The following is a 13,071-nucleotide window of genomic DNA, read 5'->3' on the forward strand; positions in this document are numbered from 1 at the left end:
TAAATTGTTAAAGAGCTTTACTTGTTGAGCCTTCCTTTTAGTAAGGAGCCTCTCGAAGTGGACGGCCATTCTAGCGGATTAGATTCCAGTGTCAAACACTTTTTCCAGCTAATTTTTCAAAGCATCTTAAATGCTTATCACCGTCTTGTTACTCAGTTCAAACCGCTTGGTTATCCTTGGCAACGGAGGCGCATTATAGAGAGAATAATCCTTTGTACAAGGCTAAAAACGAAAAAAAGCCGCCACCGGCGACCGTTCGAACACTATTCACACAAAGCGTTTAAAATAGGTACGATTAAGCCTTAATTTCGGCCAATCGTACCTACCGTTCTTACTTCAACTATTGGTGAGCAATAATGCGGTCGTTGTTTACTAATAGCTGCACTTTCTTATCTGGATTAATTTTTCCTGCCAGTATCGCTTTCGCTAACGGGTTCTCGACACTTTGTTGAATCGCTCTTTTCAAAGGTCGTGCACCATATACTGGATCAAAACCAACTTGAGAAATTAACTTGAGTGCTTTATCCGAAACTTCAAGCTCATAACCATTGTCTTCCATTCTCTTCTTAAGGTGCTTAAGCTGAATAGCGGCTATCGACTGAATGTGCTCTTGACCCAATGGATGGAACACCACGCTTTCATCAACTCGGTTCAAAAACTCAGGACGGAAATGTTTACCTACCACTTCCATCACTTCATTCTTTATTCCTTGGTAGTCGAGCGTATTGAAGTTCTCTTGAATTCTCGAAGAGCCAAGGTTGGATGTCATGATCACTACCGTGTTTCTAAAATCGACTGTACGACCTTGTCCATCAGTTAAGCGTCCATCATCAAGCACCTGCAATAAGATATTGAAAACATCAGGATGCGCTTTCTCTACTTCATCTAGCAAAATCACTGAATAAGGCTTGCGACGCACTGCTTCTGTTAAGTAACCACCTTCTTCATATCCAACGTAACCCGGAGGAGCACCAACCAAACGAGCAACAGAGTGTTTCTCCATAAACTCAGACATGTCGATACGCACCATTGCATCGTCACTATCAAACATGAAGTTCGCGAGTGTTTTACACAACTCCGTTTTACCAACGCCAGTTGGACCAAGGAATAAGAAAGATCCAATCGGCTTGTTTGGATCAGATAAACCTGCACGGCTACGACGAATCGCATTCGATACCACTTCGACTGCTTCCGCTTGGCCAATAACTCGCTTATGTAGAACACCTTCCATTTTAAGAAGCTTCTCTTTCTCGGCTTCTAGCATTTTAGAAACAGGTATGCCTGTTTGCTTCGATAGCACGTCTGCAATTTCTGCATCAGTGACCTTATTACGCAGCAGCGTCATTTCTTGCATTTCAGCTTGAGTCGCAAGATCTAACTGCTTCTCTAATTCTGGGATTCGACCGTATTGCAATTCAGACATTCGGTTAAGATCACCAGCACGTCTCGCAAAATCCATATCCATACGAGCTTGTTCTAGCTCTGACTTGATGTGTTGCGTGCCAGAAAGCGCGGCTTTCTCTGCATTCCACACTTCTTCAAGCTCTGCGAAATCTCGTTCTTTGTCAGAAAGCTCTTCTTGTAATGTTCGAAGGCGTTTTTCACTGGCTTCATCATTTTCATTGGTAAGAGCTTGCTGCTCGATCTTCAATTGAATGATTTTACGCTCGAGCTTATCTAGCGACTCAGGTTTTGAGTCGATCTGCATACGGATACTCGAAGCCGCTTCATCAATCAGATCAATCGCTTTATCCGGCAGTTGACGATCAGAAACGTATCGATGAGATAGTGTTGCTGCAGCCACGATTGCTGGGTCGGTAATTTCTACATGATGATGAAGTTCATAGCGCTCTTTCAAACCACGAAGAATCGCCACCGTGTCTTCAACCGTTGGTTCATCGACAAGCACTTTTTGGAAGCGGCGCTCTAACGCTGGATCTTTCTCTATGTATTGACGGTATTCATCAAGAGTCGTTGCGCCAACACAGTGGAGTTCACCACGAGCCAACGCTGGTTTTAGCATGTTACCGGCATCCATAGAGCCTTCACCTTTACCAGCGCCGACCATAGTATGAATTTCATCGATGAAGAGAATGATATTGCCCTCTTCTTTAGACAATTCATTGAGGACTGACTTCAAACGCTCTTCAAACTCACCACGATATTTAGCGCCAGCTACCAAAGCACCCATGTCTAATGAAAGTACGCGTCGGCCTCTTAAACCTTCTGGCACTTCATTGTTAATAATGCGCTGAGCCAAACCTTCAACGATAGCTGTCTTACCAACACCAGGTTCACCGATAATGACTGGGTTGTTCTTAGTACGACGCTGAAGTACTTGGATAGTACGGCGGATTTCGTCATCTCGGCCAATTACCGGATCCAGCTTGCCTTGCTCCGCTCTTTCAGTCAGATCGATGGTGAACTTCTCTAACGCTTGGCGTCGGTCTTCGGCATTTGGGTCATCAACTTTTTGACCGCCACGAACCTGCTCGATAGCTTGAGATAATTTTTGCTCAGTAAGACCTAGCTCTTTAAGCAGGTTACCTAAAGGGCCTTTATCTTCAATTGCGGCAAGTAGGAAGACTTCCGAAGAAATGTATGTGTCTTGACGCTTTTGTGCGACCTTGTCACATAGGTTGAACAAAGTACCCATTGCATTCGACAGTTGAACATCACCACCGATACCACTTACTTTCGGTACACGGTCTAATATTTCGCTTAGCTTTGAACGCAATTGAACCACATCAATATTCAGCATGGTGAGCAATGGACGAATTGCACTACCATCTTGATTAAGCAAAGACACCATTAGGTGCACAGGCTCTATATATTGGTGATCACGACCTAATGCGAGCGACTGAGCATCAGATATCGCAATTTGGAATTTACTAGTGAATCGATCGAGACGCATGCCAACCTTCCTACTCTTAGATATGTTTATCTTATGGTTAGAAGATGGATACGGTAACGCGGATTTTCAAGGGATAAGAATGAAGAATAGAGCTGTTATAAAAATATAAATGAGCTGGATGACTGGTTGCACTAGTTAAAGGTTACTCTAACCAAATAAAAGTAGCTTGGCGTCCAGTAATACCATCACGACGATAAGAATAGAACGCATCGGCATCAGCGAAGGTACATAGATTAGAGTCTGTCACAGAAGTTACACCAACTTTGTTCAGTCGTTGCGTTGCAAGCTGAGACATATTCGCTAGCCATTTGCCTGGTTCAGCTTTGGCTTCAAATGCGAGCTTAGCTTGAGAGTCAAAACTAACGAAAGCTTCCAACACATCATCGCCTACTTCAAAAGCTTGTTTGCCTATTGCAGGACCAAGCCAAGCAATGATCTTATTCTCTGAACCTAAGTTTGAAAACTTTGCGACGGCATTTTCAAGAATGCCACCAGCAAGACCACGCCAACCAGCATGAACTGCAGCAACTTGAGTGCCTTTGGTATCAGTAAGGATTACAGGTAAGCAATCGGCTGTCATCGCAGAACAAACAACATCTTTAGCTGTGGTAAATGCACCGTCAGCATCAAGAATATCTGCCGTAGGGTGTAAAACCGTAACGACATCTGTTGAGTGAGTTTGATGTAGCCATACCGGAGCGGCAGGCATATTAGCGTGTTGCTTGAGCCAGGCTCTGTTGTTTTCAACAAGCGAAGCATCATCCCCAACATGCGTACCTAGGTTTAATCCTTGATACGCACCAGTAGAAAAACCATCAAAACGTGTCGAAGCAAATGCTTTCACGTTTTTTGGTGCATTCCAGTTAGGGATGATCATCGACATGATTAAATGTCGTCTTCCAAGTTTTCGCGCGCATCAACACGTAACGCTTCAGCCATCACGACCATGTCATTTGGCACAGGAGCGTGGAACTCAACTTCTTCACCTGTAATTGGGTGAACAAATTTAAGCATAACGGCGTGCAGTGCTTGGCGATCAAAAGAACGAATCATTGTTGTTAGTTCTTCAGATGCACCTTTTGGAATACGAGCACGACCACCGTATGCAACGTCACCTAGCAGCGGATGCTGAAGGTATGACATGTGAACACGAATTTGGTGAGTACGACCCGTTTCTAGGCGTAGACGAATACGAGTATGCTCGCGGAAGTGCTCAGCAACACGGTAGTGAGTTACCGCTGGCTTTCCTAATTCATTTACATCCATCAAGGTACGCTTAGTTGCATGACGGCTAATGCCTTTCTCTACCACACCACCAGCGGTCATTTTGCCAATTGCAATTGCTTCATATTCACGAGTAATACGACGCTTAGCAAGAGCACGCACAAGACGAGTTTGAGCTGGAACCGTTTTAGCCACAACCATAAGACCTGTTGTGTCTTTATCAAGACGGTGCACAATACCTGCACGAGGCACTTCTGCAATCTGTGGGTAATGGAAAAGCAATGCGTTTAGTATGGTTCCATCCGGTGTGCCTGCGCCTGGGTGTACAACCAGATCGCGAGGCTTATTGATAACCAATAAGTCATCATCTTCGTAGACAATGTTTAGAGGAATATCTTGTGCTTCCCAGCGCTCTTCATCTGCAAGTTCAGCTTGCAAGATGATCTCTTCACCGCCCAAAACCTTAACGCGCGGCTTTGTAATAACTTCGCCATCCACTTGGATTTTGCCGTCAAGAAGCCACTCTTTAATGCGAGAGCGAGAAAAATCGGTAAATAGTTCAGCGACAGCTTGGTCTAAACGTTGACCTAACTGGCTGCTTTTTACTGTGTCTGTTAATGTGATCTGCTGAGCCATATCGAACTTTTTTAAAAACCGTGAGACTAATACCCATTAGTATGGATAAAATAGAATAATTGCATCATTGTATCTGTTACTGGTTAGAAAGTAACGGAAGCTTACGAAATATTTAATTCAAGGAATCGACGCCTGACATGAAACACCTTACTTTATCGGGTCTATTAGCCGTATCACTCTTGGTTGGTTGTTCAAGTAGTGAAGAGATAGTGCCAGATGTACCACCATCGGTTCTCTACTCTGACGCTCAAGAATCACTGCAGAGCGGTAGCTGGCTTTCAGCAATAGAAAAGCTAGAAGCCCTAGACTCACGTTACCCATTCGGCGCCTATTCTGAGCAAGTACAGCTCGATCTGATTTACGCTTACTACAAAAATGATGACTTGGCACTTGGCCTCGCTACCATTTCACGTTTCCTACGTTTGAACCCAACGCATGAGAAACAAGACTGGGTTCTTTACATGCGCGGCTTAACGCACATGGCGCAAGACCGAAACTTCATGCACGATATTTTTAATATCGACCGTAGTGACCGAGATCCTGAACCAGTGAAACTTGCGTTTGCTGACTTCAAGCGACTACTCGAACGTTTCCCTAGTAGCCCTTATGCTGAAGATGCACAAAAACGCATGTTCGCACTTAAGAACCGCCTAGCAGAGTATGACTTAGCAACCGCTGATTTCTACCTACGCCGCGAAGCTTGGATTGCTGCGATCAACAGAACGCAAGAGCTGCAAAAAACTTACCCAGACACCATTGCTGCGCGTAAGTCTTTAGATATCCAGCTAAAAGCTTATCAACAACTCGGCCTAGATGACGCTGTGTTAAGAACAGAAAAGTTGATTGAGTTAAACCCACTACCTTAATCAAACCTCTTACATCTCAATCCTAAAAGCGCGCTAATTTACTAGCGCGCTTTTTTTCATCTACATATCGCAAACTTGATGGATCGCATAATACACGGTATCTTCAAAAGATAACTTTTAACAAAACATCAACATGGAGTGTGGATGTGAGTAGGTTGTTATTATTTATCTGGATATCGCTATTTAGCCACTTATCCTACGCATTAGAACTGTCTCCATTAAGCAATAAGCCTTACATGGGTGACTTGGATGTGCTCAAAACCAAAGGAACGGTTAGAGTGCTAGTGTCTGCCGATCTTGGTTTCTATTACATCGAGGATGGCAAGCCAAAAGGCATCGTGGCAGAAATGCTCTACCACTTTGAGAAAAGCCTTCGTAAGAAACATCCCTATCTCAATGTTCAAATCATCCCCGTGCAACGAGATGATCTACTTCCCTCTTTAGAGTCTGGCTATGGTGATGTCGCTGTCGCTAACCTAACGATCACCGATAAACGATTACGAACCATCGATTTTTCGGATCCGATGATTAAAGATGGTAAAGAACTCATTATCACAGGGAAAAAGGCCGAACCTATCACCGAAATCAAGCAATTGAGTGGCAAAGAGGTGTGGATACGAGCAAGCTCGAGTTACTTCGAGAGTGTACAAAGAGTTAATAAGGAGCTTAACGAGCTAGGTTTACCACCACTGCATGTCCACTTTATCGAGGAGTCATTACAAGACTACGAGCTGATAGAACTGGTTAACCAAGGTTATATACAAGGCACAATTCTGGATAACCATAAAGCCAAGCTCTGGATCGATGTAATGGAAAACATTCAAGTCCATAACGACTTACCTTTACGAGAAAATGGTCGTATTGCTTGGGCTTTAAGAAAAGACAGCCCTCAACTGAAGAAAGAGATAAACAAATACGTCAAGACCGCACGAACAGGCACCCTGCTTGGGAATGTCATCTACCAGAAATACATCGACAATACTCGCTGGTTAGGCCGAGCACTCAACCCCAATAAAGTAGACCGAGTAGCTAAACTCTCAGATGTCTTTGAAAAGTATTCGAGCAAGTATGAATTTGATCCTTTAATGATGTCAGCTCAAGGTTTCCAAGAATCAGGACTGGATCAGAGCCGGATTTCTCATCGCGGGGCTATTGGTGTGATGCAGGTATTACCGAGTACCGCCAAAGATAAAAACGTCAACATCAAGAACATCCATAAGGTGGATAACAACATCCATGCGGGTGTGAAGTATATGCGCTTTATCAAAGACCGATATTTTGACGACCCGGCAATATCACCCGACAATCAAATCTACTTTACCTTGGCTTCTTACAACGCTGGTCCTGCTAAGATCAGAAAGATGAGGAGCATTGCCAAGCAGAAAGGTTACAACCCAAACATCTGGTTTAAAAACGTAGAAATCATCACTCGCAAATACGTGAGTAAAGAACCCGTAACCTATGTTGCCAACATCAATCGTTACTTCGTAATCTATAAACAATTACAAGCTATCAATGCTATCCGAGAGGACGGCACAGCGAGATTACTGAACACTAACGACTAGGATCGCCTCCATCCCAGAGCTGGGGAGCCAAAGGTATTAGGTAAAGCTAAAAAACACAAAAGCCGCATAAGAATACTTATGCGGCTTTTGTTTATCTAATTCTGAAGAAGCTTATGTAGCGACCTATATTACAAGACCTATATCACAAAACACTATTGAGTAAATTTCAATCAAGCACTTTCCATAGGCTGTAGGACGCCCCTAAAAACTGATTTAATTTTTAGCGAAGCCTTGCCTCCAAGTTATCGTTTTTCATAAGGATAACAAGCATTTTTCGCCAAAAAGATACTAAGACTTGCGTAAGATCACATTTGATTTTAATGCTTATCCCACCCAACCAAAACAAGATCTAGATCACATTCTTTATTCCTAAAAGTCGTAATCTGAAGTTAACCCATGAGGGATACAACAGAGGAAAACTTCTATGAAAATGAACATCACTGGTAAAAACATCGACATTACCTCTGCAATCCGTGATCACATAGAAAGCAAATTTAAAAAGCTAGATAAATGGCAAGTAGACATCATTGGCTGCCAAGCGAGCTTTAGCGAAGAACCAAACAAGAAGAAGAAATTTGAAGCGGTACTAACCGTACCAAAAGGCCAACTTGTTGCTTCATCAATCCATGACGACCTCTACGTAGCGATCAACGAAGTAGAACAAAAACTAGAGCGTCAACTCAACAAGCTACGCCATAAACCAGAAGCGCGCCGCGCTGAAAAGCCTGAAATCGAAGAGCTAGAAGCTGAAGTAGAATAAGGAAAGAGAACAGATTAAAAAATAGCGCCTCAGGGCGCTATTTTTTTGCTTGACGCTCGTAGCTCGCTTGCTTATTGTGTTTAAACATTCATAAAACAATCACTTTTTATGCACACTCAATCTTTGTTTATTTTTGACTTCTTTTTTCTTCCGTAAATCGGAGGCTAAGTCGTTTTAGAAAAACAAGTCAAAAACGAACAAGAAGCCTCCCACACTAGGGAGGCTTTTTTATAAGGACACATTTATGACTGACCGCTCAATTTCACTGGATGATATCCGCCTTCGTCTTAATGATTTAGACGACGAACTCCTGAAGTTACTTTCAGAGCGTCGCAAGCTAAGTATCGAAGTCGCTAAAAGCAAAGTAGAGACATCAAAACCAGTTCGTGATGCAGTACGAGAACAACAACTATTAGTTAAGCTGATCAACAACGGCAAAGATAAATACGAACTTGATGCGCAGTACATTACCAAGCTGTTTCACACCATCATCGAAGATTCCGTTTTACTACAACAGTCATACTTACAAAACCTAGCGAACCCGCAAAGCCGTAAACCATTGGCTCGCGTTGCATTCTTAGGTTCTAAGGGATCGTATTCTCACCTTGCGAGCCGCGAATACTTCAGCCGCAAGAATATGGAATTGATTGAGCTGAACTGTAATCACTTCAAAGAAGTCGCATCAACAGTAGAGTCTGGCCATGCCGACTACGGTGTCCTGCCGATTGAGAACACCAGTTCAGGGTCAATTAACGAGGTCTACGACCTGTTACAGCATACGACTCTATACATTGTTGGCGAACTTTCTCAACCGATTGAGCACTGCCTTGTTGCTAAAAGTGATATCCGTTTAGAAGACATCAAAACACTCTACTCGCACCCACAACCTCATCAACAATGCAGTGAGTTCTTGAGCCGCCTTCAGGGTGTCAACCTTGAGTCTTGCGCAAGCACCGCTGATGCAATGAAAAAAGTTAAAGAATTGGGTGGTAATGACGTAGCTGCTATTGGTAATGCATCGAGCGGTAAGCTTTATGGACTACAGCCAATCCAGAGCAATATTGCAAACCAAACAGAGAACCACACTCGTTTCATCGTTGTGGCGCGTAAGCCTGTTGAAGTATCGACTCAAATACCAGCGAAAACAACGCTCATCATGTCGACATCTCAAGAGGCGGGTTCTTTGGTAGAAACACTACTGATCCTGCAACGCTTAGGCATCAACATGACTAAGCTAGAATCTCGTCCTATCATGGGTAACCCTTGGGAAGAGATGTTCTATGTCGATTTAGAGGCGCATCTGGATTCAGATAATATGCAACAAGCGATAACGGAACTAACAGCCATTACTCGCCACCTTAAGGTGTTGGGTTGCTACCCAAGTGAGAACATCAAAGCGACTCAAGTTAAGTTGTCATAGCTGAAAGTGAGTATCAGCTTTTAGCTAACATAAGTATTTGGCCTACAGCAGGCCAAATACTTAAATCACCCTCTAGTCGAGTACTATTCTCGCTAAGAAAACTCACCCTAGCAAGCCTGAAACACAATTCACTTGTTTCGCACATTCGGCACGCTTACTCCCTCCACTGCTTGAGCCTTTCTAACAAAAACTCATTAGTGGCTTTTTTTATCAATAAAGACAAAACCTTACCCCCTTCACAGGAAATCATCGAACTACGTATAATTAATAGCGAGTAAGCATTAAGTAACATAAACTTATGCGCTTAATTTATAAATAGTGTTGTCATTACTATGAAGCTAAGTACTAAAATCTTACTACTAATAGCCCCTGTGATACTGATCAGTACCGCGGCTTCTAGCTATATTATTTATTCGACGCAAAAAAGCAGTTTCATCAAACGCGAAGACAACGCACTTCAACTGAACATGGAAAAACTAGCCGGATACTTTCGCCAATCTCGTTCGTTCCTCAATAGCTACTCTTACACCTTGACCCAGAGTGATATGGTGAAGCGTTATTTTCTCACTGATCAAAATCTATCTCGCGATCTTGAACTGGTCAGTAATCTTCGAGAAGCCATTCATTTCCTGCAAGATGACGATGAAAGCTATACAGGTTTAGCGCTTCTTAATGGTGATCGAAAACTGCGTTATTACGCGGATAATAGCAATGACTCACGCACTCAGATTGACAGTAAGATATTGGAGTATGTTGACCTGCACTATCAAGACACCTTAGCAACATCGAGTACCAACTATATTCAAAACTCCCAAGGCGAAGGGATGTTGGTTCACTATGACAAGGTAGATAGAAAAGCGATTTTCCCAACCGTTAACAATCAACCCGACGATGTGTTCTTTGTTGTTGTCTCTGTCTCTCTCGACAAATTTAATGCGCTGAGAAAACAGATAGAGTTCGACTACCAAACCAGCTTGTTCTTCACATCCATAGCGGTTTCTTTGGAAAATGATGTTACTCACTCAGTCAAGCTTGCACCAGAACTGTACGCCACGGTCGATCCGGCGCAATTCCTGTTGGAAAACAAGCTCGATTCAATTTGGAACAAGCTGAGTTTGTCGTTTGCACTGTCTGCGTTTGTAACTGTCGCTCTGCTACTCATGCTTCTGTCTCGCACTGTGATTACTCCAATAACACGGCTCGATCGACAGCTACAGCAAGTCGAAAAAAAACAACGTAAGAACATTGAACGCTTAGGCACTCGTGACGAGCTTGGCCGCCTATCACAGCGTTTTTATGACATGTATCAAGAGCTAGACAACACCTACCAGCAAACCAAGCTCTTGGCCGAAAATGATCAGTTAACTCAAATAGCCAATAGGCATCAGTTTCAAACCTTCGTTCAGCAATCGTTGCCAAAACCGAGTTCGAATACCGAAACCTGGGTTCTCTATTTTGACTTGGACAACTTCAAGTTTGTGAACGACAAATACGGGCATCAAATCGGCGACTCGATTCTGGTCTCTTTTGCTCAGCGTATTTCAGATATTTGTCGTCACTATAAAGAGGAGTTCGACGCTCATTGTATGCCAGCCCGACTTTCTGGAGACGAGTTCGTTGTCTACATTAACGCTCCTAGTCACCGAGGAAATGTCGCGCATCGATTCTCGAATGATTTACTGACTCCACTGCAAAAAGGTTTTGTCACCGAATCAGGCAGCTTTCCGATCACGGTCAGTATTGGTATTGCGACCTACCCTAATGATGGCAACTCAATCGAGAAGCTACTGTCCAACGCGGATACTGCGATGTACCAAGCCAAGCGTGCCGGTAAAAACCAATTTGCTGACTATTCACGGGATTTAGACAAAGCCATTCAGCGCCAAGCAGACATTGAACGTGCGCTCAGAGGTAAGAATTTTGATGATGAATTCAGGCTCGTTTACATGCCCTACATGGATTCTACCGGGACTGATGTTATTGGCGTTGAGGTGTTATTACGTTGGAATTCAAAGCAACTTGGTTTGGTTCCACCGGATGAGTTCATTCCAATAGCCGAACAAACCGGGCTGTTCGAACATGTTGACCGCTGGGTAATACAGAATGCGTTTGCTTCATTCCATCGACTTCAGACTCAATTTGATCACTCGATTCAATTGTCGATCAACTTATCTTCTGCTGGCATTGAAACCACTCACCTTGCGGGTTTCATTAAAGAACACGCGGAGTTAAATCGAATTCCACCAAGCCTAATCGATTTTGAAATCACTGAAACCTTTTACTCAAACTCAGAAGGCTTCCCATTGCTGAATGAGCTGTCATGCATGGGTTATCGACTGGCGATTGATGACTTTGGTTCCGGTTACACCTCTATCACTCAACTGGTGCAGTATCCAACTCAGAAAATTAAATTGGATAAAGCGTTTTTGGATACCTTAATTGAAACCGATAACCAGAACATCGTAAAACCAGTTATCGGGTTGTGTCATGCTCAGGGGAAAAAGGTCACCGCCGAAGGGATTGAAACTCAAGACATGCACCAGTGGTTACAGGATGCACAGTGCGATATGCTGCAAGGCTATTACTTTGGTAAACCCATGCCACTAGAAGAGTTGAGTGACTGGTACCGACAACATCAACTCAATCTAATCGACAACAAAAAGAATCCGACACATGAAATCTGTAATCATCGCATCGCTGAACCCAGCTAAAATAAACGCCGTTAAAAGTGCGTTCTTATCTGCTTTTCCTGATACTGAATTTGATTTCAAAGGCATCAGCGTCCCTAGTGGTGTCGCCGATCAACCGATGAGCAATGATGAAACCTATCAAGGTGCCGTGAATCGAGTTCACAACGCAACTCAAGCTCAGCCTGATGCAGACTTCTATGTTGGTCTAGAAGCGGGAATAGAAACAAACGTCACCTTTGCCTGGATGGTGATCGAAACGAATGGCCAACGTGGCGAGTCTCGTTCAGCAAGTCTGATGCTGCCACCAGCCGTGCTTGAGAAACTAGAGCATGCAAACGAGTTAGGGGATGTGATGGATGAAGTGTTTGGTACCGACAATATCAAACAGAAAGGTGGTGCCATTGGCCTACTGACACATAACCAATTGTCACGCAGTTCGGTCTATCATCAAGCTTTAATTTTGGCTCTGATCCCATTTGTGAATCCTGAACACTTTCCTATTTAGTATTTGAGGCTTCCTTAAACTTCAAAAGATTCCAAGAACAATCTTCAGAAACAAAAAACGCTAACATCCAGTTAGCGTTTTTTATCGAATTCGTATTCATACTATCGCGTGATAGCTTAATTCCATTATTACTTTAGCAATAGGTCGGCGATCACGACTTTCTCTTGCTCAGATTTGGCCTTTAGCTCATTTGAGCCTCTGGTTATCGTCGCTACGCCTACGCCCAGCATTTGACTCACCTGTCGTTGAGACATATCGCCTTTCATCAGCTCACAGAAGATATTAATTCGAGCAACCAGAGCATCTCGCTCGTCTGGTGTCATCATCATAGTCAACAACAGCTCGTGCTGATCTTTTTCGACAGCCGTCTTTACCAAGTCCATCAGTTGTTGCCAATTATCATATTCAGGTTGTGATGCCATATCTCTACACTTACTTTTAAATTCTGACTTTAAAGAGTCGCTTAACGATTGAAAGCGTTTAACACTTTA

The 13,071-nt window shown here is 43.3% G+C and carries 10 protein-coding genes and 1 other annotated feature; of the genes, 6 read left to right on the forward strand and 4 right to left on the reverse strand.

Annotated elements, in window-relative coordinates; genetic code table 11:
• Positions 1–340: 340 nt before the first annotated feature.
• From clpB to rluD, 3 genes are all read right to left on the reverse strand, one after another.
• Positions 341–2,914, reverse strand: a complete 2,574-nt coding sequence (clpB, locus tag AB4154_RS21785; RefSeq protein ID WP_372106065.1) for an ATP-dependent chaperone ClpB — start codon at positions 2,912–2,914, stop codon at positions 341–343.
• A gap of 142 nt (positions 2,915–3,056) precedes the next feature.
• The gene (gene pgeF / locus AB4154_RS21790; protein WP_065584732.1) at positions 3,057–3,797 is read right to left on the reverse strand and encodes a peptidoglycan editing factor PgeF; all 741 of its coding nucleotides are present in this window, start codon (positions 3,795–3,797) and stop codon (positions 3,057–3,059) included.
• Positions 3,798–3,799: 2 nt separating this feature from the next.
• Positions 3,800–4,774: a 23S rRNA pseudouridine(1911/1915/1917) synthase RluD gene (gene rluD, locus AB4154_RS21795; protein WP_017059364.1), complete on the reverse strand. Its 975-nt coding sequence runs from the start codon at positions 4,772–4,774 to the stop codon at positions 3,800–3,802.
• 137 nt (positions 4,775–4,911) lie between these two features.
• On the opposite strand from rluD, the gene AB4154_RS21800 reads away from it, so the two are divergent.
• The 6 genes from AB4154_RS21800 to yjjX all read left to right on the forward strand — a co-directional run bounded on the left by AB4154_RS21800 (position 4,912) and on the right by yjjX (position 12,580).
• A complete protein-coding gene (locus tag AB4154_RS21800; protein ID WP_017059363.1) occupies positions 4,912–5,640 on the forward strand; it encodes an outer membrane protein assembly factor BamD in 729 nt (242 codons plus the stop codon).
• A gap of 140 nt (positions 5,641–5,780) precedes the next feature.
• Positions 5,781–7,205, forward strand: a complete 1,425-nt coding sequence (locus AB4154_RS21805; protein WP_346393666.1) for a lytic transglycosylase F — start codon at positions 5,781–5,783, stop codon at positions 7,203–7,205.
• Positions 7,206–7,629: 424 nt separating this feature from the next.
• Entirely contained in the window at positions 7,630–7,965 is a 336-nt protein-coding gene (gene hpf, locus AB4154_RS21810; RefSeq protein ID WP_004735034.1) for a ribosome hibernation-promoting factor, HPF/YfiA family, read from the forward strand.
• Positions 7,966–8,075: 110 nt separating this feature from the next.
• Positions 8,076–8,197: a sequence feature (Phe leader region), on the forward strand.
• Positions 8,198–8,209: 12 nt separating this feature from the next.
• Positions 8,210–9,385 carry a prephenate dehydratase gene (gene pheA / locus AB4154_RS21815; protein ID WP_372124097.1) on the forward strand — a complete coding sequence of 392 codons (1,176 nt, stop codon included), beginning with the start codon at positions 8,210–8,212 and terminating at the stop codon, positions 9,383–9,385.
• 332 nt (positions 9,386–9,717) lie between these two features.
• Positions 9,718–12,096: a bifunctional diguanylate cyclase/phosphodiesterase gene (locus AB4154_RS21820; RefSeq protein WP_017059360.1), complete on the forward strand. Its 2,379-nt coding sequence runs from the start codon at positions 9,718–9,720 to the stop codon at positions 12,094–12,096.
• Complete coding sequence (gene yjjX / locus AB4154_RS21825) at positions 12,059–12,580, forward strand: inosine/xanthosine triphosphatase (RefSeq protein WP_017059359.1); 522 nt, start codon at positions 12,059–12,061, stop codon at positions 12,578–12,580. Before AB4154_RS21820 ends, yjjX begins: the two co-directional genes overlap by 38 nt.
• Positions 12,581–12,708: 128 nt before the next feature.
• Here the strand turns inward: yjjX and trpR are convergent, their stop codons facing one another.
• Positions 12,709–13,002, reverse strand: coding sequence for a trp operon repressor (gene trpR, locus AB4154_RS21830; protein WP_017059358.1), 294 nt, complete (start codon positions 13,000–13,002; stop codon positions 12,709–12,711).
• Positions 13,003–13,071: the final 69 nt, after the last annotated feature.

It is taken from the genome of Vibrio sp. 10N.286.51.B11 (genome assembly GCF_041469245.1).
In the GTDB taxonomy this organism is placed as follows: Bacteria; Pseudomonadota; Gammaproteobacteria; order Enterobacterales; family Vibrionaceae; genus Vibrio; species Vibrio crassostreae_C.